Source organism: Bacillota bacterium (genome assembly GCA_030019365.1).
Classification (GTDB): domain Bacteria; phylum Bacillota; class Sulfobacillia; order JACIYH01; family JACIYH01; genus JACIYH01.
The window spans coordinates 14,269-36,351 of record JASEFA010000004.1 but is presented as its reverse complement, the minus strand read 5'-3'; the positions used below and the strand labels follow the sequence as shown (position 1 = coordinate 36,351).

The following is a 22,083-nucleotide window of genomic DNA, read 5'->3' as shown; positions in this document are numbered from 1 at the left end:
ACACCTCCCGCCGGCTTAGCGGAGGCACAACTCCGCCTCCATGGCGTACTGCACTGCCTTCTGCCGGCGCTCCCCTGCGTCCGCCGGCGGCATCCCCGGCCCGTTCAGGCACCCGCCGGGGCAGGCGGTGATCTCCAGGTAGGGCAGTCCCTCCCAGGGACCGGCGCTGACCCGGGAAAGCATCCGGCGGCATTCCTCCAGCCCACTTGCGTGAACCACGGCCACCGAGATACGGGCCAGGGCGTCCGCCGTGCGGTCGGGCACCGAGGGCTCGCACCGCCCGGGGTCGATTCCCCTGGCGTACCACCAGGACGCCACTTCCCGGAAGGTGAGCACCGCGTCCGGCTGCACGGGCTCGGGCAGCAGGCGCTTGGCCTCGCACGGCCCCAGGAAGACCGCACGCGCACCCGGGTACCGGTACCTGAGCCGGGCGAGGTGAAGCCCCATGGCGGAAGCCGGCTCGACCCGGGGAAGCAGCCACGGGAACTCCCCGGCGATCAGGCGCCTTACCACCGGGCACGAACCCGAAAGGACCGGGACCGCCTCCCGCGCCATCTCCTCCCGCCGCCTGATCATCTCCCCCAGCACCGAGGCGGTCTCTTCCACCACCCGGAAACCCAGCGACCGCAGCGCCGCCACCACCTGCCCGGGAGAGGCCTCGAACGCCGCCACGTAAGAGGGGGCCAGGCTCACGACCACCGGTCCGTCCCCGGCCAGCATCTCCTCGACCCGGCGCCAGGCTCCCGCCCCCCGGGATCCGGCTCGCGGCATGGTCCCCACGGCCCTCCTCCCCCGGGCCCCTTCACCACGCACCCTCACCCACCAGTTCCTCCAGGGCCTCCCGGGCGGAGGCGTACCCGGCCTCCCCCAGGGCGGGGCAGCCCGAGAGCCGCTGCTCCCCCATGACCAGCCTCGCGGCGAACGCCATGCAGGTAAGCTCCCCGCACCGCCGGCAGTTGGTGCGCGGCAGCAGCCTCCACACCTCCAGGGCGCCAGGTGCCCGCCGGTCCGGGCAGGCCGGTGACAGCTCGTGTCTCCTCTCCCAGGCGGCGTTAATCGCGCTCCTGAGCCACTCCAGCGTCTCCCACGCGTCGGTCGTGTTCTCCAGCTTGGTAACCGTCACCTCTCGGGGGTGGAGCCCGATCACCCTCGGCCCCCGCTTGAGCGTCACCGAGGGGCCGGCAGGGTTGTACTCTGCCGCCCTCCACAGGCTCCCCAGGTACGGCATCACCGGCGTCACATCGTCACTCAGGGACGCGCGCAGGCGGATCTTGCCCTCTTCCGCGGTGCACGGTTCTATATACAGGATGTCTATGCTGCGCAGCAGCACGCCTCACTCCCCCGTGCCGATCTTCCCCCGCATGCACGGGACTTCCTTCTTGAGCTGGGGCAGGACTACGCGGCGCAGGAACTCCAGCGCCTCCCGGGCGTCGGCGTCTATGCAGATCCTCTGCAGCCAGACCTGTTCTTCCTCACCCACCACCACGAAGGCCTTGGCCAAGCCCCCCACCCCCCCTCACCCGCCCGGCGATCTCGCGCACCGCCTCGAGCAGGGCACTGACATCCGATTCGCCGCTGTAGTACCCGAAGCTAGCCCTCACGGTGCCCGTGGCCAGCGTACCCAGCACGCGGTGGGCACACGGCGCGCAGTGCAACCCCGCCCGCACCATGATCCCGTAGACCCGGTCCAGCACGTACGCCACCTCTTCGCAGGGCACCCCCTCCACGTTGAAGGAAACCACCCCCACGTGCGGCCCGCCGTCGTGGCCGTACACCGCCACCCCCGGGATGCTCCGCAGGCCTTCCGCCAGATGAGCTGCCAGTTCCGCTTCCCGCCGGCCCACCCGCTCCACACCCTGCTCGAGCAGGAACTCCACCCCAGCACCCAAACCCGCCAGGCCGGGGACGTTCAAGGTGCCCGCCTCGTACCGGTCGGGCAGGCTCCGGGGCTGGTCTTCCCTCGCTGACTCGCTGCCGGTACCCACGTGCTTGAGCGGCTCCGGCTCAACTCCTTCCCCTATGTAGAGCCCGCCGGTGCCCTGGGGACCCAGCAGCCCCTTGTGGCCGGTGAAGGCCAGGAGGCACACCCCCAACTCCGCCACGTCGACGGGGACCGCGCCCGCCGTCTGGGCGGCGTCCAAGAGGAGCGGCACCCCCTGAACCCGGCACAGTTCGCCGATCTCGGGCACGGGAAGCAGCACGCCGGTGACGTTCGAAGCACCCGTAACGACCACCAACCGCGGACGCTCCCGCAGCCACTCCCGGAACACGGTGAGGTCAAAGGGCCCCGCCCCACCGGGAGGCACCACCCGCACCTGGACGCCCCGGGCTCTCTCGAGCCACTTGAGTGTGCGCCACACGGCGTTGTGCTCCCAAGAGCTGGTGATTACCACGTCGCCTTCCCCGAGCAGCCCCTTCAGGGCCAGGTTCAAAGACGCAGTGGCGTTGGCGGTGAATACCACCCTCTTCGGGTCCTCGACTCCCAACAGCGTGCTCACGGCGCGGCGGGCAGCGTACACTACGCGGTCGGCCTCCAGCGCGCGCCGGTAGCCCCCGCGCCCGGCGCTCGCTCCCACGCCCCGCATGAACTCCTCCACCGCCCGGTAGACGCACTCAGGCTTGGGGTAGGACGTAGCTGCATTGTCCAGGTAGATTTCCACCAGCAAAACCTCTGGAAGGAAGGGGAATAGTCTCCACAAGCAATATATACCGCAGCCGCTCTGGGGTCAACCGCAGCGGGTCGCTCCCAGGACCACCGGCACCAGCACCGCGCTCGAGACAGGAACACCTGGAACTGGTGAAGAAACACTTCCCCGACCCGGACGCCGCGAAGAGCTGCCTGGCCAGCCTGGGCATCAAGGACGAGGCGGCAACTTCGGGAGCTTGGCTTATCCCAACACCTGGCCGCCAGGAGGGTGGTACACTGCAGCACTCACCAAAGAGTTCCACGACTCAAGGCGGGGGAAGACCGGTTGTGGTAAGAAAGGCCGCAGGAACCCTCCTTCGTTGCCTGCGCGGTAACAGCTATGACCGCATGGAATGGGCCGGTGCGTTCGGGGACATGGGTACCCTGGTGCCGTTCGTCCTGGCATACGTAACCGTGCTGCGGGTGGACCCGGTAGGCTTGCTGTTCGCCTTTGCCCTCGCCAAGATCGTAGCCGGCCTGTACTACCGGACGCCAATACCAATCCAGCCCATGAAAGCGATAGGAATCGCTTCCACCATGCAACTTGGTTCCGTCACTCCGGCCATGGTGTGGGGAGCCGGAGTGTTCACCGGCCTGACCTGGCTGGTCCTGGGTCTTACCAACACGGTGGATAGGGTCGCCGCACTGGCCAGGCCGCCGGTGGTCAGGGGGATGGTACTCGGATTGGCCCTGAGCTTCATGCGCGAGGGCCTGAGTACCATGCATGCCGACCCCGTCGTCGCCGTGGCGGCCTTCCTGGCGGCTCTGCTGCTACTCCCCAACCGCCGGATGCCGGCCATGTTCGCGCTGCTCATCCTGGGTCTGGCCGTCGGCCTGGCCCGCCATCCCGCCCTGGCCGCCCAGGTCACGCAAAGCATTGGCCTTCGCCTACCGCATCTTGGGATCCCGCGGCTGCACCTCAGCGACTTCGTCTCCGGTACCCTTCTCCTCGGCCTCCCCCAGCTTCCCCTGACCCTGGGAAACGCCATCATCGCGATAGTCGCCGAGAACAACGAGCTTTTCCCGCACCGTCCCATCACTGTACGGAAGGTGGCAGTTTCCACCGGCATAATCAACCTCGCGGCACCCTTCTTCGGCGGGGTCCCCATGTGCCACGGAGCGGGAGGAATGGCCGGCCACGTCCGGTTCGGCGCCCGCACGGGAGGCGCACTGGTGATCCTGGGAGGCCTCCTTCTGGCCGCTACGCTTCTCTTCGGTGAGGGCGTAACTGTGGCCTTCAGATTGTTCCCCGCCGGCGTCTTGGGTGTGATCCTCTTCTTCTCCGGCCTCGAACTGGCCGCAACCAGCAAGATCTGGGAACTGCCTGCCGGGGACTTCCCTCTCGCCATCATCACCACTGCCCTGGCCATGTGGAACATGGGAACCGCCTTCCTGGTCGGCGTTATCCTCTGGCACGCCTCAAAGAGGCGGTGGGTGCACCTGGCACCAGCTTGTTAACTGTCTCCATATCATCGTCTCACGCCTAACCGCACACGGCACACCGGCCGACGCAGCCAGCAACCTCTGTATTTCGTCACGCACATGCGGGATCGTCCAGGGTTGGACAGCGTCTCCCAGAACGACACCACCGGGTCTTGGCCAACCGGACGAGTTCCAAGAGTGGTGCTCCTCTCACGGTTGGGTAGATCAAGTTGGTGAGGCCGTCCTCCCAGGTAGGGCCACGGTTTCCATGCACGTCGCACGATGCCCGTTGTGTGGACCAAAACAAACGGCGCTGCCCGGAAGCGGCAACAGCGCAACAGGGAGCGCAGGCCCTGGTATAATACCAGGGAGGTGATCGGACTTGGCTCTTCCCCGCCCTGAAGTCCTCCACCCCCACGTGACCCGAGTCCCCGGTTGCTGCGGGGGCCGCCCGGTCATACGCGGCACCCGATTCCCCGTCAGTTCGGTAGTCTTCTACGTCCTGCGGCAGGGAATGACCCCCGAAGAACTCGTCCGCGAATTCCCCCACCTGACCCTGGCCCAGGTGTACGACGCCCTCTCGTACTACTACGATCACAAGGAAGAAATCGACCAGGAAACGTGCGTACGTACCGTGCCTTCAGCCCCTGATTCGCAGGAAGGAAACTGATGGCCACCATCCGCCTCTTCGACGAAGACGTCCGCCCACTGCTGGCAGCAGTACTGCGCCATCGCGGGTACGATGTCCTGACCACTGCAGAGGCCGGCATGATCGGCAGGTCCGACGCACAGCAAGGCGACTTCGCCACGTCCCAGGGCCGCGTCCTTTTCACGCATAACGTCCGCGATTACATACACCTCGCGCAAGAATACTCCCGCACACGCCCGTCCCACGCCGCGATCACCCTTGCGCCCCAAATGCCCTTCAAGGAGCTCCTCAGGTTAACCCTGCGCCTGCTTGCCCAGATCGGAAGTGAACCGTTTACTGACCGGATCCAGTGGCTCACTGGCTTTCGGACCTAACAAAGTCCGGGAACCACGCAGCACGCCTTTGTTATCCGACGTTGGCCGACGGCGTTAACCACGCTTGGCGGACCCCTGTTCCGCCCACGGTCGGGAAGGGTCGCGGTCTGGACCACCAGTACCGGGTAGGGGCCGGCCTCGCCAGAAAGCGCGTTGAACTGGCAAGGGAACATCTCCCCGACTCGGAGGCCATCCAGAACCACGCGTCAGCAGGTGGGGAGAACTGAGTTCGGGAGAACTAGCTGCCATACCATGTACGGCGTGCCCAAAGCACAAAGACACCCCGCAGGAACTGCAGCCCCATGGGCGAAAATACCACTTGGCAAGCGCACACGACACGACGATCCAGGGAAGCGACAGACATACCTGCACACGGCCCCGGACACACAGGCACTTCCACCCCTAACCACTCTCACGTGTACCTCCAGCCCCGGGGCACCTGAGAACACGCAGGAAGGCGGTGGTTGCATGTTTGCCCAAGCCGCCATGCGCCCGGGGCCCGACGTGGACTGGGAGGAGTTCCTGACGGGGTTCCGGGGCGCCCCGGGCATCATGGTCATGGTGGCTGAAGGGACGCCCTTCGAGTTCGAGCGGGTGGCGCCTCTGTTCCGGGAACTCGACGCCGAGGTGTTCGGAGGCGTCTTCCCGGGGGTCATCTTCGGCGACCGCTGGTACAGGAGCGGGGCGGTCGCCTGCGCGTTCACGGACCCTGTGCGCGTTCTTCAGTTCAGTAGCCTGGGGGAACCGCGGCTCGAGCAGGGGCAGAACACCACGCTCCTCGTCCTCCTCGACGGCATGGCGGCCGATATATCCGACTTCCTGCACGGCCTGTTCGCTTCCTGCGGCCCGGGGACCACGTTCGTCGGGGGCGGCGCAGGCAGGCTCACCCTGCGCCGGGAACCGTGCCTGTTCACCCGCGACGGCATCTTCGCCGGAGGAGCCATACTGGCCGCCACAGACCAGACCGTGGCCGTCGGGGTCGAGCACGGCTGGCAGGCATTCCAGGGACCCTACGTCGCCACCAGGGCCGAGGGTACCCGCCTGAAGGAGCTCAACTGGAGACCGGCTTTCGAGGTGTACAGGCAGGCGATCGAGCGCTGCTCGGGAGAGACCCTGCACGAGGGCAACTTCTTCGACGTCGCCAAGCGCTTTCCCCTGGGGATGGCCAGGCTTGACGGCAGCGTGGTGGTGAGGGACCCCATCAGAACCGAACCAGACGGCTCGCTGATCCTGGTCGGCGAAGTCCCCCAGAACTCAGTCCTGATGCTCATGAAGGGAGATCCCGATCATCTGGTCAGAGCGGCGGGCGAGGCTGCCAGGCGGGCAACCCTCGCCCACGCCCGGCGCGCGGCCGCGCCGCCGAGGGCAGCGCTGGTGATCGACTGCATCTCCCGCGTGCTGTACCTGGAAGAGGCCATGGAACGCGAGCTCCGCGCCATAAGGGACGCCCTTCCCCCTGGCATCCCCGTCTTCGGGTTCCTGAGCCTGGGAGAGGTGGCCTCCCGGGGGGACCGCTACGTGGAGTTTTACAACAAGACCACGGTCGTGGGGGTGGCATGAAGGGTGGACGCCGACCTGGTCAGGGTCATGGGGGCCCTCTCGCTGTCTTACGAGATCGCCCTGTCCATCGGGCAGAGCCTCGACATCGACCAGATGCTCGAGCACCTCTTGAAGACCCTGGTCCGCGCATCGGGCGCTCACCGGGGCACAGCCTGGCTGCTCAGAGAGGGGAAGCAGCCGCAGCCGGCGGCGACGGCCGGACCGGGCCAGCACAGGGCCCACCCGCCGGAGGCCACGCTGCGTGCCGTACGCCAGGTCCTCTCCCTGGGGCAGCCCGACGTGAAGGCTGAGGGTGACCCGGAATTCGAAGCCGCATGCGGCCACCTGACAGGCCAGGAAAAGGAGGTTCTCCTGTTCCCGGTAGGAAGGCTGCTGGTCCTGCAGCTCGTCTTCTCCCGCACCGGGGCCGCCAGGGACCTGGCAGGAGTCCTCGAGGGGCTCGCCCCCAGGGTGCACACCGCGGCACTGGCCTGCCTGGCGTACGAGGAAAGCCTGGCTGAGGAACGCAGCGGCCGCCGGCGTGCCGAGGACGCCCTCGCCCGATCAGAAGCCCGCTACCGCGAAGTGCTCGACCACATCAACGCGGGTATATACCGGAGCATGCTGGCCGGCCAGTTCCTCGACGCCAACCCGGCGTTTTTGGCCATGTTCGGCTTCCACAGCAGGCGCGAACTGGGAGAGGTCACCTGGCCAGACCTTTACGCCAACCCCGACGACCGCAGGGCCTTCCTCGACCGCATCCTCGCCGAAGGCTCCGTCAGGGGCCACGAAATCCTCTTCAGGCGGCGGGACGACCGCACGTTCTGGGGCGAAGTCACCGCCACCCTGAGCGGCGCCCGCAACGAGACCTCCCACATCATGGGCATCGTCATCGACGTGACCGAACGCAAGGCCCTCGAGCAAAAGCTCAGGGAATCGGAGTCCCGCTACCGCCTGCTGACGGAAAACACCCTGGTCGGCGTCTACCTGGTCCAGGATGGTCTGTTCCGCTACGTGAACCCCGCGCTGGCATCGACCTTCGGCTACCTTCCGGAGGAAATCATAGACCGCCTCGGCCCGCTCGACCTCACCCACCCGGACGACCGCGAAACGGTGGCGGAGAACTTCAGGCGCACGCTGGCCGGGGAAACCGGGTCAATCCGCTACACCTTCCGGGGCCTGCGCAGGGACGGGACCATCATCACCTGCGAGGTGCTGGGGACCCGCGCCGAGCTCAACGGCCGCCCCTGCCTGCTGGGGTCCCTGATGGACGTCACAGAACGCAAGCTGGCCGAGGCGAAGATGGAGTTCCTGAGCACGCACGACGCGCTGACGGGCCTTTACAACCGGGCTTTCTTCGACCAGCAGTTGCAGACCTGGAAGGACGACCCCTCCCAGTACCCCATGGTCGTCATGGTGGCGGACGTGAACGGCCTGAAATCCATCAACGACAGGCTGGGGCACGACCGCGGGGACCAGGTGCTCCAGGCAGCGGCAGGTGTGCTCAGGGCCTGCTTCCGCCCGGGAGACCTGGTGGCGCGCATCGGGGGAGACGAGTTCGCCGTCGTCCTGCCCCGGACATGCGAGCCCAAGGGCGAGGCCATCGTCCGCCGCATCCATGAGGCCATCGGGGAATACAACAGCTCGATCCGGGAAGAAGACCTGCCCCTCTCCCTGGCGGTGGGCACCGCCGTGGCCGAGTGGCCGGACAAGCCCCTGGGAGACGCCCTCAAGGCGGCGGACCGCGCCATGTACACCGGCAAGGCAGCCGCGGGGTCGGGTGCCCCGGGGCACCTCGTGCGGGCGCTGCTCTCGGCCCTGGCCGAACGCGACCTGGAAAGCGAGGAGCACACGAGGCGCCTCAAAGACCTGGCCGTCCGCCTGGCGGAAGCATGCGGCCTCAGCGAGTCACGCAAGCCTGCGCTGGCCACCCTCGCGCTGGTCCACGACATAGGGAAGATCGGGGTGCCGGACAGGGTACTGCTCAAGCCGGGCCGGTTGTCCGCCAAAGAGCGCAGGCTGATGCAACAGCACGTGGAGATAGGCTACCGCATCGCCCGGGCCACGCCGGAGCTGGCGCCCGTCGCCGAGTACATACTGCACCACCACGAACGCTGGGACGGGACCGGATACCCGGCGGGCCTCAAGGGGCCGGCAATACCGCTTCCCTGCCGCATACTGGCCGTCGTCGACGCCTACGACGCCATGACCAACCCCCGGCCCTACCGCCCCGTGGCCCTCAGCCCCCGGGAGGCGCTCGACGAACTCCACCGAATGGCGGGCCTGCAGTTCGACCCGGAACTGGTCCGGAAGTTCCTCGCCGTCACGGCTTGACCTGCCGGGCCTGGCGGGCCGCCCGGCTCGCCAGCCCCCTGGCCACCAGGTGTACGAGCAACCGCTCCTGCTGCCAGCTCAGCTCCCGGAAGTCAACACCGCAGGTCCAGCCGTCCCCCGCACGCTGCGTCCACACCACCGCGCCCTTGACCGGGCCCAGCTCCGACCACGGCTTTTCAGCAAACGCAAGCTCTAACTCTTCCCCCACCTTCAGTTCGCCCGCTCCCTGGAGCAGTATCCCACCCGGGCTTACGTCCTTCGCCCTCACCTTCTCCTCCCCGCGGGTCCGGCACAGCACCTCTAGGTCAACGGGCAGCCGGACAGCCCGGCGCTTCTGCATGACCTTCACCGGGCCGGCGAGGGAAACCCTCCACACCGTGCCCTTCAGGCGCCGCAGCCGGGCAGGGAAGGAGTGAATGCCGGTCCCAAGATGCACCCGCAGGTCGGCCCGGAACAGGTCGGGCACCCTGCTCTCGCCGGCGTTGCCCGCCGGTTCCGCCGCCAGGGATACCTGGAAGTCGCCATCCGAAACCACCCACCTTCCTTCCCACACCCCACCCCGGCTGCTCACCTCCACCCTCGCGCCCGAACCGGTCTCCAGGTGCAGCCTGTACAGCTCCTGTATATCCACGGCCACCACCCACCCTTTCCGCTTCAAATATCGGGTGGCGGCCCGGACGCCCTATACCCCTCCGGAGGCAGGCAAAGCGCCGCCATCGTTCCGCAACGCGGCGGAGGTGTCCCCGTTTTTGGCCGCGTATCCCCCGAGGGCGGCTACCAGGCGCGTGCGCTTGGCTACTCAATCTTCACCGAGGCGGACTCCCTCGCAGAACTCAAGGAAGCCGTGCGCGACGCGGTCCGGTGCCACTTCGACCATGACCAGGACTGCCCGGCGGCTCGGAGGCCGCAAGGAAAAGAATCCTGCCGAGCTGCGGGAGTTAACCGCAAGGTGGTGCAGCCTGAGGGAGTGGCCGGGCCTCTCCGACCCCAACCCCCGCTGTGGGTAAGGCGCAGCAAAGAAGCTACTGAACCCTGTAATTCACGTGGTTCAACCAGGAGGCTAAGGGTTTGGGTTTGAACCCGCGTTGCCCCGGAAGGGCGGGTGGTGGGTTTGGCGTCTCCGGGCAGCCCAACCGGCCCACCCCCTTGCCCGGCGAACCTGAGGCCGTACCTGCGTTGAAAACCCCCAGCCCCTCGGCACCGCAGCCCGCCGCACTGTGGATCTCCTTACAGGCGTGGTGGATCAGCTTTTCCTGGGTGCACGCCCTGTACCCCGCCGTCGGTCTCGCTGAGGCAGCATGCGGCGCCACCCTCCTCGGCGCTAGCCGCCGCCCATCACCCGCTCAAACACCGCCACCAGAGCTGGATCAAACTCCCTTCCCGCACCCTTCCGCAGCTCGAGAAGGGCGGCCTCACGTGCCAGCGCCGGACGGTACGGCCTCTCCGAACACATGGCGTCGTACGCGTCTGCAACCCTGATCAGCCGCGCCGCCATAGGGATCTCCCGGCCCCTCAGGCCGTCCGGGTACCCACTGCCGTCCCAGTTTTCGTGGTGGTGCCGGACTGCACGCAGGACCGCCCGCCTCAACCCGCCCCGCTTCAGGATCGCAGCTCCCACGACCGGATGTCCCTGCACCATCTCCCGCTCTTCCGGAGACAGCTGCCCCGGCTTGCTCAGCACCCATTCCGGCCACCCTATCTTCCCCACGTCGTGCAGCAGCCCGGCCAGGTAGACGTCCTTCGAGTCCACGTTCCCCTGCAGCCTGCCAGCCAACTTCCTGGCCAGAGACGCCACCCGCAAGGAGTGACCTCGCGTGTACACGTCCCGCGCTTCCACAGCAGCCACCAGCGCTCTGACCGTGCCCTCATGCGCGCTCCGGGCAGACTCGTGCAGCACCGCGTTGGCCACGGCCAGCTCGAACACCTTTCCCAGTGAAAACGCCGTCCTCGCAGCTTCCACCACTCCATCGGCCGGGACGGCAACGCCCAGCCCGAACCGGCGGCCACGTACCCGCACGAGAACCCCAGCCCCCCTGCAGCCACCTTCCTCGGCAAGCACCGGCTCCCTTCCATCGAGGGATGCGCGGGCCACCCGCAGCGCAAGCCTCCCACTCCCGCCTTTTGCGGCTACCTCCACCAGCCTACCCCCGTTGGAGACCTTCACCACCGCTGCCCCGGTTGCTCCCCCTTCGTTCACCAGCGCCTCCACGAAGCGCCTGCACGTCGCCTCAACCCCCAGGCCGGCATCCGCCGAAACAGAAACCACCGCTGCCTGCCTCAGCACCGCAGAGGACAGCACCAGCCTGGCCACCGCACCCGCTACCCCCGCTACCGCCCGCACGGCCCGCACGAGGCGCCCCGCCCTCACCGCAAGACCACCCCCCGCCGGCATCCCAATCCGGTCGCCCAGCCCAACCAGCACCCAGAGCGCCCGCCCGCTGACCTCCACGGCACACGCCGCGCACAAAACCCCCGCCGGACAGCGGTAGGCTGCGGCCTCCCTGAACGAACCCGCCACGTACGACGACAGCCCCTCAAGGAACTCCCGGCAGCCTCCGCCGCCAGCAGTACAGCTCCTCAAAAGACGGCACGGCTCGGGCAGGCGGTCCGTACCCACCACTTCGTTGCCCTGCCTGTCCACAAGGAGCAGCGGTACTCCCACTGCCTCCTCAAGTCCTCGGTGCACCGCCTCTACAACCCGCAAAACCTCATCCTCCCACACGTCCAACCCACCCGGCAACAAAAAAACCTCCCCCCGCCACGCTGCGGTCACGCAAACAAAGAGGACAGCTCCTGCCGTCCTCCATCAGCCGCTCTATCCCTCAAACCCAAACACCCGGAGCACCCACAGCCCCGGGAGCCAGTGCCGGTAACGCAGCCGCCTTATACTACCACCCGCTCAAACAGTTGGCAAGCCCTCCTGCAAAAACCAGAGGTATCGAAAGTAGCCCCAGAAAACGGGGCAGGTGGCCAGAGGATCAGGCCAGAGGCAACGCGTCGGCCAGGGAATCCCCTCTGGTTCAGTTGAGGTTTCGCTTCACCCGCTCAATCGCTTCCTTGACCGGCACCCCCTCCTCCAGGAAATGTTCGAGTCTGGGCAGCGCCTGCTCTCTCCCCCGGCGCTCAGCCATGGCAGCGATCAGTGCTCCGTACTGGCGTCCCGTCATGGCAGCATAAATCCGCCGCTTGGGCACATCTCCCGCACAGAGCATACCCGCTCAGAAAGGGCATCCAAAATCTCGCAAAGAAGCACCCTCTCATCCGTCCCCACCGGCCCCATCGCTACCCCCACAATTCGCTCCCTGCCCTCTTCCAGGTTCAAAAGGATCACCACTTTGTACCCCCGCACCCAGCGCCCCCCATCCGGGTCCCAAACCCGCCCCGCCCTCTCGTACGTCTTGCCATACACCTCGATCACAAACCCATCCGCCGCGTAAACCTTCCCCCCGCTTCCTCCCCCTCCTTCACCTCTTCTACGGTAAACCCCAAATCCGTCAACAAGTTGCCGTCCCGCAGCACCATCCCAGCCCGCGAAAGACCCGCAATCAGCAACCCTGCCGAGGGCAAGGTACCAGCGAGACATCCCTTTGCGCCGCCCCGCCACAGCCCCAGCCTCCCCACGCTCACACACGGCCACCCCCCGCCCGCCACCGGCACACCACACTGCCGCGCGCCACGCCATCTCGAGAAGGCCTGCCACGGCCGCCCACGACACCAGAAAGCGCCACCACACCACCTGGAACGGACACTCCCAGGGGGAGAGGAAATGCGTCCGCCATCGCTCTCCGGGCGGCGTGTACTGGCTCTGGTCCTGGACCACAAACCACACCGGCCACCCCAGGCACACCGATGCCAGGCTCGCCTGGTCGGCCGAAACAACCACCGGCAACCCCAGCGTGAGGACAGCCAGCCCTCCCGCCGCAAGCATCAACAGCACGTGGGCGGCAAACGTGTTCCAGCGCCGCATGAAATCCCTCCCGGCCGTCCCGGCGTGTCGACGTGCCCGACTTCCACCGTCACTGCCACGGCAGCCACCTCACCTTCCACACCCCGTTCTCCTTTATGCAAGACCACGGCTCCCGCTTACAGCTCGAAACCTGGCCGCTTGAGCGGTACCTCGCCCGGTAGCTCACATATACCGCCGCATTCTCCCGGCCCATCATCTCATACCCGTGCACCGAGTACTCGAGCAACTCGTCGTCAGACCGCTCCAGTTGGTCCGCATATTCCTTCAGGTTGACGTCATCCGGTACCAGGCCCAAACATTCGGCGGCCAGTTCTTCCCTGAGGGACCTCAACTGCGCCTCCAGTTCAGCCACCCTGGATGCGAGTTCACCCGCCTGCGGGCGCGCTTCCGCCGCTTGCTCTCTTAACCACCAGCAGCCCGCAAGCAGGACGGCAAGGAATGCAAGGCACACAGTAGCCCGCGTTCCTCGTGCCAGGAAACCCAAGGCAGATCACCCCTACACCTTCATTGCCCGCGGCCGGCGCCGGGAAGGCCAGGGAACCACCACCAGGTGGCACCCTTCGCCGCCGGACCGCGGGCCTCCCCCGAGCAGACTGCCAGAGGCCCTTCCTCACCGGCAGCGCAAGGCGAACAGCCCTCTGCCAGAGGTGACGTACACCGCGTCGGACGCGGCTGCCATACCAAAGAAACCCCCCGGCGGCGTGTACACCCACCTGAGGGAGCCGGTCAGGAGGTCGTGCGCACTGAGCCCCGCCGCGCGTGGGATGACGAGGTCCGCCCCGACCACCGCCCAGTCGAGGTAGTAGAGGTAGCCCCCCGGCAAGCGGGAACCCGGCGGCTCCGTGATAGTCCACAGGTGGTGCCCATCGGCTGCCCGGTAGGCACTCACCCCGTTGTGGCTCGCTACGAGGAACACACCCCCGAGGTACCGTACGGTCACGGGATCCCGTTCCGGAACGGGAAGCCGGTACCTGGTCCGACCGTCCCGCCCTATGTACTCGGCGGCGCCTGCTCCCGGCAACGTCACCCAGACCAGGAGGCCGTCCGGGGCTGCCGACCACACCATGCCATAACACTCCGCAGGGAGCTCCCGGAACCACATCGGGGCACCGTTTGAGTCATACGCGATGATCCGCCGTCCCTGCGAGCCGGCCTCGGCAACGTAAACGACGTCCCCGGAAGGAGAAACCTGCATGCCGGCGAACCGTCCCCTCGGGAACTTGAGCCACCTCGCTTCCCCTGTTTGCGGGTCGCACAGGCACAGCCAGTCAGAACTCATGCCCACCAGCCCGGCGGGCGTGCTCACAAGACGGCGTTGAAGCCCGGGCGGCGAAAACTCGTTCACCGAGAATCTTGCCATCTCCTCCTCGGGAGCACCGGGCCCCTGCGGCCTGTATGACCATACCACCGCGCCTCTCCCATCCAGCAGACAAAGCCGATCCGGGGTGAGCACGAAGAACCCCCCGCCCTCGGCCGGGAGAACCTCTACCGCGGGCTCACCGAGGTCGACCCGGTGGACCCTCCTGGAGCCCGAGTCGAGGATCAGCAACGGGGTGCCTACCTGCGGCCGCAGGAGGGCGTGACGGCCGGAAACCACGGGCCTCGTCCACATGTTCCTGGCCGTGTCGGACCGCAACGGGCGCAGGGGAGGCTCCACCGCGGCGGACCAGATCCTCGTTCCATCGCGGGAATCCAGGATGTCCGCTTGCCCCGGCGTGCCCAGGAATACCACCACATCGCCATCCACGGCCGGGTCCGCCGGGGCGAAGCCGGCATGAGCCCAGGGACGGGGTGCCAGGTACGCCCACAGCCCCTCCCACGGCGTCCGGGACCAGAGGACCTCCGGCCGCGGACCGGCGGGGGCAGGTGGCCGCGCTTGATACGCACGTGCGAGCGCGACGCCCACGCCAAGGGAGAACGTGGCCAGGAAAAGGGCAAGAATGCAGCCCACCCGACGGTCTTGCAGGCTTCCCAGCCGGCGGGCACCGAGCGGGGAAAGAACCAGCGCCAGCGCGAGGCCCGCTACCAGGAAAAGCACGAAGCAACACAGATCCGGGAACCAGCACCCGTGCCCCGCCCAGAGGGGAATGGCAAACCTTCTGCTATCTGGTACGCCGTATCCTAAGCGATGTCGCGCTCGCCGACCCATCCGGAGCATGGGTCTCTACAGTATAGGCCAGGTAGCTGCCATCCGGCGAGAGGGCCAGCTCGGCACGCAAGACACCCGCTGCCTCCAGGACCGAGACCACCCCACCATCGAGGGAAAACACCCGGATCTCACCCGCACGGGCCTCCCTGGCGGGTAGTACAACCCGCCCCGCAAGGGCGTCACTGCCAAGCCAGACTACCCCCTCGTCGACGTCGCCGAGCATGACCGGGGCGCACCAGGCACCACCAGTCTTCCTTGTCACACCCACCCAGAATAGGCACTCATCATCAGGACAAGGAGCGGAGAACGCCAGGGCTCGACCATCGGGAGCCCATGACAGGGGACGCTTCACACCGTTCCCCTGGGCCGGTCCGGTAACGCGGGTGACGATCCACTTATCGTCCCTCTCCTCGGCTACATACACCTCGCAGGATACACTGAAACCGCCCTTCCTGTTACCCTCCACGGTACCCGCCCCGAACGCCAAAGCGTCACCCCCACGCGACCAAAGCGGAAAGCCGTACACCAGCTTCCCCGGTACGCTGACGTATTCCACCCGGCCGGACTTCACCTCCAGGATTCCCACCCTGTGGGCGATAGGCGGAATCAGCTCATCCTCGGGACCGAGAAAGGCATCAGCCTTGCCGTCCAGGGCCAGGAAGGCCACCCGTGACCCGTCCGGCGACCAGGCAGCCCCGAACGCGCACCCTTTCTCCGGGACCACCCTGCGCACAGCCTCACCCGTATCCGTCCTCACCACCCCGAACCACCGCTGCACCTGGCCCTCGACCACCTGGTACAGGTAGTGAATACTGTCAGGGGACCAGCTGGATCCGATCCCCACGAAGGGGAACTCGTAGGCGGGAACTTCGGGGAACCTGAGCCTTTGCCCGGAGCGGAAATCCATCACGCTGGCGCCATCGTTGTCGTAAAGGACAGCCCTTGTGCCGTCCGGCGACATCCGGAACACCGCATTTGCCCGCTCGGCCACCTTGTACAACCCGCGCCCATCCGCACCGGAGGGTTCCGTGTCGTACCGCCACAGAGGCCCCATCACGCTGTCCTGCAGCGAAGTGAATACGATCGACTTGCCTCCTGCCAGGGGCGCCCACATGTAAAAACGCTCCGGCGTGACACCCTCCTTGAGGGTCAGGACCGCGCGGCCCTCCCAGGCACCTCCGGACTGGGATGAAAACCGGAGGATGGACTCGCCCCCCTGGTGCCGCGCCAGCGCCAGGAACTCGCGCTCGTTCACCCACTTCAGACCAAGCAGTTGCCGGAACGGTCCGGCCGTGGCCACGTTCGCCTCCGTGCGCACCTCCACGACGCCTGACTCCCCGGGCGTCCACTCACGCGCGGGAACTCCGCCTCCCCCTCCCGCTCCCGGCGCCTGCCCAGGCCCAGGCGCCCCACCCCCGCCTAGCTCGCTGCCTCCTGGCGGCTCCCGGCCGGTAGCCGGACCGGGCCCGCACCCACTAAGGCACGACGAGCAGACCGTCGCAACGCAGGCAACCATCGCCACTACCAGCGCAACCCGGAGCACACAGCATTCCTCCCTTCGCCGCCCGCCCCCGTCAGGCCCAGAAGACATCGGACACGCTAGTGAGCCGGTCGAAACGACAGCCGGCATCGCACCGTGCTGTCATACCCGTCACCGTCTAGCAATTGGATCTCTGCGTTCCAGGTCACTTGCTGCTTCACCTTTATCCTGGCCTCCAGGTCGTCTCCGATGGGCCTGAGCACCACATGTTCCAGCAGCAAACCCCCGGCGGGACGAAGAGGAAGGCCCGGCTTGACCCCCTGCCCGGACGCCACGTCCCGGAAGGTAAGCACGAGCTCCTTCTGCTCATCGTCGTAAGTGCTGGACGTGCCGGGGAGTCAGTGGAAGCCGGCCAGAACCGTACCCGGCTTGGGCCGGAATTCGAACGAAACACCATCGCCCTCGAAAACCACACGGGTGAGGACCTGAGGCCATGCGTGCTTTCCGAATACTACCTCCTGATAAACGGGGAGGTACAGGGAACGCTCGTGTCGCTTCCCGGTCTCCAGGTCGTAGATGATTTCGTACGGGAACTCGAGGGCCCCGCTCTCACCCCCGCCCCTGGCGGAGAACACTAGTCGGCTATCCTCCACGCGCCGGAGGCGCGCGTTGTCGTCGTTCCCAACTATCGCCTCGAGGGCGGGTCCGGCTGGATCCCACAACCAGTAAACCACACTGTCCGGGGACTCTTTCTCCTCAAGGAGCCGCCGCCCGTTACCAAGCTCCCAGACCCGCGTGATCCGCCAGGCTGGACAGTCCCTGGTGCCTCGGAATCCCGGGGGTAGGCAGTGCAGCTCCACGGTGTAGTCCGCATACGGCCGCACGATGTGGAACCAGACCCGGCCCGGCGGAAGGGGAACGGCCACAGGACGGGAGGCTTCCTCCAGGGAGAGCGGCTGGGAGAACTTGCGCGACCAGGTTACCGGGATCTCACGGCCATCTACGTAGAGCAGTGCCCTGGACAGATCCCCCGCGAAAACCCCTTCCGGGAAGTTCCCGGAGTCGAAGGGTCCGCTCTCCTCGTCCGCAAAGAGGACGGCCACTGCCTGCACGCCTACCCTCTCACCGTGAATCCGCCTCTGGTAGTAGCTGCCGTTCCAGCGCCAGGAGAACACCTCGGTACCATCTAGCTTCCGGGCCACCACCTCCGGCGCCGGAGAACCGTTCCGGCCGTACGGCGCAGCCGGGCCGCCAGAGCTGGAATCTCTCCGGTACAGGCGCCAGCCTTCGGCCGGCGACACCTGCCATCGCTCCCTTTTCATCTGCGAGAGCACTTCTCCAAGGGAGACGTACTTGTCCGTGGGCCGATAGACCGCGGGCCCGGGCAACCGGTGCGAGTTCAAGAACTCCCCGGCGTCGGGACGCAAGGAGCTGCATATTACGCGTCCGTAGGTGCGGGCCAGGTCCAGCCCGCCGAGGGACAAGGGCGAAATCGGCCCCACGGTGGACCGCGGCTGGCGGGTGAACACGGCGAGGAACTGTGACCCCCCGGACCGGTCCAGCCATTCGAACACGATCTCTGCCTGGTTCAAGCCGCTGATCCGGTACTGCGGGTATCCTGGCTGCTCCGCTATCATCGCACATATTGGATACGGAAGTGCAGGGGCCAGAAAACGGGATGCTGCTGAGGCAGCCAATACCCCCAGGACGGCCAACGCGCCGAGCACCACGGCTTTACGCCATCTCTCGTGACGACCCTGCAATGCCACCATCCCCACCGGTTATCCCTCCCGCTCCTTCACCTGGAGCACCCTGACCCGGTACTCCAGGCCACCGGGCAGGCCCCTTTTCCGAGCATCGCCGCCCCCTCTCCGAACACCCGGGATCAGCCTACGCTGCACTTTAAGGCCCGGAGTAGCCGGTAGAGGCGGGGCAGGCGCACCTGCAGGAGGTGCCGCAGCCGGGCAAGGCCCTCCGCGTACCACCCTCCTTCCTCTACGTGGTACTTCCCGGGCCGGACCAAACTCTCCACTACTGTGTAGTCGGGATGCACCAGCACCACGTCGATACCCAAGCGGCCTACCCCCTCGAACACTACTGGTTCCTGTCGGCCCCCCACCCAACCCGAGTACGCCGACAACCGCAACCAGCACCTACCTGCACAGAAGACGTCAGGCCGAAGGCCTCCGTTGCATGCTCCCCCGCACACTGAGTAGAAAGTGCCTCCTCCGTGCGCAACAGCCAACCCGACCGGTAGCACACGCATTGGTGTTGGGCGTCACGTAATTCACGCACCTGACCCCCGAAAACGCCAATTAATTCACCCACCCCCACGTCAAACAATTCACCTACCTCGGAGGACATGTGGCGCACAGCTGAAAGCCTGGCCACCTTGGAGCCCACCCAGACAGGAGGCGCCCGAGGTGGCACGGGGGAGTTCACTGTGCGCGAAATCGTGGAAATCTTCGAGCACTGGCAGGCCTGCAAAGGTGGCGCCGGATGCCCACTGCCACGTGGCCAAGGCCTTCTACTCGGTCCCCTCGCGCCTGATCGGTTCCCAACTGCAGGTCTGCATCAAGGAGAACATGGTGCAGTTCTTTTTCAAGGGCGAGGAGATCGTCAAGACCCATCCGCGCGTCCCCCCGGGCAAGACGCAGACGGACTTCGCCGACCTGCACAACCGCCCGGACGCAGGCCTGCGAGCGTGCTCTGGCCTACGGCGACCCCAGGTACCGCAGGGCGAAGAACATCCTCGGCAACCGGATGGACGGACGGCCCATTGACATCAGGCAGCGGGATGGCAGCCGCGTGGTGGGGGTATTCCTGCACGGCCAGCAGCACTTTGCCCTCCCGGCGGCGGAAGGAGAGTGAGAGCATGAAGGTGCACCAACTGGAACCCAAGCTAGTTCCATTGCCGCGCCCTCCTCACATTGTTTTCACGGAACCCGTGCCGCTGGGCTGCGTGTTCGCGGCGCAGTCGAGGGCTCTGCAAATAGAAGAAGCCATGGTAACTGCGCTGGACGGCAGCCCGTTGTTACCAACGCTAGCCACCGCCGTTAATACGGTTCGCAGACCCCCTCTTCCCGTCACCGAACGCCTGGAAGTGCCGTACAAGGTGCCTTGAGCCCCCACATAGCTGGCAACAATTTTGCCCGGCACGGACACCCTAACCTGCGCCGCGCAGCTACCTTCCAAGCGCCACTACCGCGTAACAGCGCACCTCCGGCACCGTGAAGGCAATCGTGCCACCCTCGAGCTTCCAGGGCAGGACTGTCTCCGTTGGTCCATCTTTCCCGTCGGGGGTCATCAGCTTCAGGGTCATCCCCGAAACATCCGCACCAGCAGGCACCATCACCTTCAGCGTGATGTTGGTTTGGGGCTGAAAATCGTGTCGCGCATAGTCGTAGGCATAGTTGACGAGATGGACAACCCCGCCCCAGGGTGTAACATAGGGGAACACGCCAAGGGACGGCCGGGCATCGGTCTCCAGCCCGGGGTTAACCCCCATCTGCCGCAAGAGCAGGCCGACCTGGCCGATGGTGCCGGGCTGTACCCGCAGGATCTTTCCACCGGAAGACGCATAAGCCGGGAGGCTTTCTCCGGCAGCAAGGCACTTGTGCAGTGGAGGAACCACCACGGCCGAATACCGCTGCAGATCCTCCCCCGACACCCCCCCAGCAGCCAACTCACCATCGCCGAGGAATAACACATCGTAAGGGACGTGCTGCTCCTGCATCGCCTTTGTCAAGTCCAGGTAGCTTTGCCAGGCATTCCAGTCAAACAGGGTCGAGCCCAGATCGTAGAGCACGGCCACCCTGGCCAAACTCTTGGCCTCCGCCGTGTACACCTCCGGGTGCGCCCGCAAGAAACGCGTGTACGGGGCGATTTCTCCGGCCGGCAAGGTGAAACTGCCCCCGCCCATGGTGAAGGCGTTGTGAGGCACCATAAAGGTCCCCCCGCAGGAGAGGGCTTCCGCCAGCCAGTGACGCCACAGGCCGTAGTCTTGAGGGGAGAGGGTTGCCAGGGTGTAAATATCCGGGAACCCGACCATAGGCTTGGGACCGATGATGGACTTGGCCAGAAGATACAAGCCGGCCTGCTTTCCCTCCGGTAAAGTCCCCATGGGCAGCTCGGAGACGACGAGGTCGAGGAGGGGCAGGATGGGTTGGTAGCTCGGGCCGAACTGGTAGGCGTTGCCCGCGATCATCAGGTTGGGTCCTGCCTGCTCTTTGGCCTGCCCCACCAGTCTTTGGAGATACGAGATGCGGCTGGCGTACATGAAACGGAGATACTCCTGGAGAAGCTCGGGGTTGGGGTCGTCATAGGCGGACTTGATCCCTTTGGCAGCTAGGTAACGCCCGTAATCGAAGTCGTTGATGTCGCCAATGCCGAATTTGGCCATGAGGACGTCCGGAGAGAATTTCCGGGCCAGATGATCTCTGAAACCGGCCATGGTATCCCGGGAGAAATTGCCCCCGTAGAAAACGCTTACCGCCGGCCCCTGCAGCCCGTCGATCAGGATGCCATCGGCGCCGCCCTCGATGTGCTCCCTGACCATGGTCTCGAGGTAGTTTTGCCAGGCGGGGCTGTTATGATCCATGTAGGCAGACCTTATTCTGTCGCTGCCGAGGTCGAAATAGACGATAGAACCATCGTTTCTCCGGCAGGCTCCCGCCTCGATGAGCGCTGGGTCAAGTCCCTTCCAGCCTTCCTCGCTGAGCCACTGTGGGCCTTGGTCACTGGGGAGGTTGGAGAGCACGCGGTAACCAGCCCCATGGAGCTGCCGGACGTAAGCTTCATCTTCAGGATTGCGGCCCCAAAAGAACACCGACCAGGCCGTACCAGTGGCGCCCACCTCCTTCAGGTACTCGAGCGGTGGTTGATCGAAAACCCAGAGGCTGTATGGGTTGGCCCAGTCCGCCCTTGAGATGACAACGGTGTGCGTACGGGGTTCCCAATCCACCTTGTACCCGAACGCCTCGGCCACAAACCTTGCCGGCAGGTAGGTTCGGCCCTCCTTCAGCAGGGGGGCCACCGGGATGGGCTTTTCTTCGCCATTCACCACCACGACGGGCCTGCCTATGAAAAGCTCCACCCTCTTGCCAGGAAACGTAAGAGTGACACGCTGCAGGGTACCCTCCCATTCCACCAGAGCACCCATAGGCTCAGCCAGATATCTAACCGGCACATAGGTCCGGTCTTCTTTGACGAACGGCGAGGCATCCATGAGCCGCTCTCCACTGTTAACGAAATACCGCCTCTCCCCGATGGTGAACCTGATTTCCATTGCCTGCGTCGGCACGGCGCCAGCCAGAACCCGCTGCGGGCCAGCCAACGCAGAAAAAAGGCCTGCCCAGCACGCCAGGCCCCCAATCAGCAGCCACCGCACAATTGAACTCTTCCGGCTCACTCCTCCCCACCTCCGTCACACCAGGCTGATCGCCCGGGCACCGTTCTCCGGATGATTCATGACGATAATAGCG

General features: G+C 66.1%; 21 protein-coding genes. 6 read left to right on the top strand and 15 right to left on the bottom strand.

What is annotated here, in order from left to right:
- Positions 1-15: 15 nt before the first annotated feature.
- Genes QME70_08030 through QME70_08015 form a run of 4 tightly spaced genes read right to left on the bottom strand, consistent with a single transcriptional unit; the run spans position 16 to position 2,660 of the window.
- Complete coding sequence (locus QME70_08030; protein ID MDI6894541.1) at positions 16-819, bottom strand: [Fe-Fe] hydrogenase large subunit C-terminal domain-containing protein; 804 nt, start codon at positions 817-819, stop codon at positions 16-18.
- Complete coding sequence (locus QME70_08025) at positions 803-1,330, bottom strand: (Fe-S)-binding protein (protein ID MDI6894540.1); 528 nt, start codon at positions 1,328-1,330, stop codon at positions 803-805. The genes QME70_08030 and QME70_08025 overlap by 17 nt, the downstream gene beginning before the upstream one ends.
- A gap of 3 nt (positions 1,331-1,333) precedes the next feature.
- Positions 1,334-1,501: a hypothetical protein gene (locus tag QME70_08020; protein ID MDI6894539.1), complete on the bottom strand. Its 168-nt coding sequence runs from the start codon at positions 1,499-1,501 to the stop codon at positions 1,334-1,336.
- The gene (locus QME70_08015) at positions 1,473-2,660 is read right to left on the bottom strand and encodes an aminotransferase class V-fold PLP-dependent enzyme (protein MDI6894538.1); all 1,188 of its coding nucleotides are present in this window, start codon (positions 2,658-2,660) and stop codon (positions 1,473-1,475) included. The genes QME70_08020 and QME70_08015 overlap by 29 nt, the downstream gene beginning before the upstream one ends.
- 314 nt (positions 2,661-2,974) lie before the next feature.
- Here QME70_08015 and QME70_08010 point away from each other — a divergent pair, with 314 nt between their 5' ends.
- The 5 genes from QME70_08010 to QME70_07990 all read left to right on the top strand — a co-directional run bounded on the left by QME70_08010 (position 2,975) and on the right by QME70_07990 (position 9,004).
- Entirely contained in the window at positions 2,975-4,144 is a 1,170-nt protein-coding gene (locus QME70_08010) for a putative sulfate/molybdate transporter (protein MDI6894537.1), read from the top strand.
- A 346-nt stretch (positions 4,145-4,490) separates the two neighbouring features.
- Positions 4,491-4,778 (top strand): DUF433 domain-containing protein, encoded by a 288-nt coding sequence (locus tag QME70_08005; protein MDI6894536.1) that lies wholly within the window; start codon positions 4,491-4,493, stop codon positions 4,776-4,778.
- Positions 4,778-5,131: a DUF5615 family PIN-like protein gene (locus QME70_08000; protein MDI6894535.1), complete on the top strand. Its 354-nt coding sequence runs from the start codon at positions 4,778-4,780 to the stop codon at positions 5,129-5,131. The genes QME70_08005 and QME70_08000 overlap by 1 nt, the downstream gene beginning before the upstream one ends.
- Positions 5,132-5,599: 468 nt before the next feature.
- Positions 5,600-6,691, top strand: coding sequence for an FIST C-terminal domain-containing protein (locus QME70_07995; protein MDI6894534.1), 1,092 nt, complete (start codon positions 5,600-5,602; stop codon positions 6,689-6,691).
- Positions 6,692-6,694: 3 nt separating this feature from the next.
- The gene (locus tag QME70_07990; protein MDI6894533.1) at positions 6,695-9,004 is read left to right on the top strand and encodes a PAS domain S-box protein; all 2,310 of its coding nucleotides are present in this window, start codon (positions 6,695-6,697) and stop codon (positions 9,002-9,004) included.
- Here the strand turns inward: QME70_07990 and QME70_07985 are convergent.
- The 10 genes from QME70_07985 to QME70_07940 form a co-directional block, all read right to left on the bottom strand.
- Positions 8,994-9,635 (bottom strand): PilZ domain-containing protein, encoded by a 642-nt coding sequence (locus QME70_07985; GenBank protein ID MDI6894532.1) that lies wholly within the window; start codon positions 9,633-9,635, stop codon positions 8,994-8,996. The genes QME70_07990 and QME70_07985 overlap by 11 nt on opposite strands.
- Before the next feature lie 690 nt (positions 9,636-10,325).
- Complete coding sequence (locus QME70_07980; GenBank protein MDI6894531.1) at positions 10,326-11,744, bottom strand: HD domain-containing protein; 1,419 nt, start codon at positions 11,742-11,744, stop codon at positions 10,326-10,328.
- Positions 11,745-12,024: 280 nt separating this feature from the next.
- Positions 12,025-12,171, bottom strand: coding sequence for a hypothetical protein (locus QME70_07975; protein MDI6894530.1), 147 nt, complete (start codon positions 12,169-12,171; stop codon positions 12,025-12,027).
- Positions 12,168-12,971, bottom strand: coding sequence for a hypothetical protein (locus QME70_07970; protein ID MDI6894529.1), 804 nt, complete (start codon positions 12,969-12,971; stop codon positions 12,168-12,170). Before QME70_07970 ends, QME70_07975 begins: the two co-directional genes overlap by 4 nt.
- A 49-nt stretch (positions 12,972-13,020) precedes the next feature.
- Positions 13,021-13,455, bottom strand: coding sequence for a hypothetical protein (locus tag QME70_07965; protein ID MDI6894528.1), 435 nt, complete (start codon positions 13,453-13,455; stop codon positions 13,021-13,023).
- A 126-nt stretch (positions 13,456-13,581) separates the two neighbouring features.
- A complete protein-coding gene (locus QME70_07960) occupies positions 13,582-15,009 on the bottom strand; it encodes a PQQ-binding-like beta-propeller repeat protein (protein ID MDI6894527.1) in 1,428 nt (475 codons plus the stop codon).
- Between the two features lie 64 nt (positions 15,010-15,073).
- The gene (locus tag QME70_07955) at positions 15,074-16,444 is read right to left on the bottom strand and encodes a hypothetical protein (protein ID MDI6894526.1); all 1,371 of its coding nucleotides are present in this window, start codon (positions 16,442-16,444) and stop codon (positions 15,074-15,076) included.
- A gap of 275 nt (positions 16,445-16,719) precedes the next feature.
- Positions 16,720-16,953: a hypothetical protein gene (locus tag QME70_07950; GenBank protein ID MDI6894525.1), complete on the bottom strand. Its 234-nt coding sequence runs from the start codon at positions 16,951-16,953 to the stop codon at positions 16,720-16,722.
- 45 nt (positions 16,954-16,998) lie between these two features.
- Complete coding sequence (locus QME70_07945) at positions 16,999-18,192, bottom strand: hypothetical protein (GenBank protein MDI6894524.1); 1,194 nt, start codon at positions 18,190-18,192, stop codon at positions 16,999-17,001.
- A gap of 293 nt (positions 18,193-18,485) precedes the next feature.
- On the bottom strand, positions 18,486-18,674 hold the full coding sequence (locus tag QME70_07940; protein ID MDI6894523.1) for a hypothetical protein: 189 nt from the start codon (positions 18,672-18,674) through the stop codon (positions 18,486-18,488).
- Positions 18,675-19,089: 415 nt separating this feature from the next.
- Here QME70_07940 and QME70_07935 point away from each other — a divergent pair, with 415 nt between their 5' ends.
- Complete coding sequence (locus QME70_07935; protein ID MDI6894522.1) at positions 19,090-19,383, top strand: hypothetical protein; 294 nt, start codon at positions 19,090-19,092, stop codon at positions 19,381-19,383.
- A gap of 401 nt (positions 19,384-19,784) precedes the next feature.
- On the opposite strand, the gene QME70_07930 is transcribed toward QME70_07935, so the two are convergent.
- Complete coding sequence (locus QME70_07930; protein ID MDI6894521.1) at positions 19,785-21,902, bottom strand: copper amine oxidase N-terminal domain-containing protein; 2,118 nt, start codon at positions 21,900-21,902, stop codon at positions 19,785-19,787.
- Positions 21,903-22,083: the final 181 nt, after the last annotated feature.

Bases quoted from the DNA above. Each gene is read 5' to 3' on its own strand.
- QME70_08000 (MDI6894535.1), top strand. From the start codon at position 4,778: ATGGCCACCATCCGCCTCTTCGACGAAGACGTCCGCCCACTGCTGGCA.
- QME70_07995 (MDI6894534.1), top strand. From the start codon at position 5,600: ATGTTTGCCCAAGCCGCCATGCGCCCGGGGCCCGACGTGGACTGGGAG.
- QME70_07975 (MDI6894530.1), bottom strand. From the start codon at position 12,171: ATGACGGGACGCCAGTACGGAGCACTGATCGCTGCCATGGCTGAGCGC.
- QME70_07970 (MDI6894529.1), bottom strand. From the start codon at position 12,971: ATGCGGCGCTGGAACACGTTTGCCGCCCACGTGCTGTTGATGCTTGCG.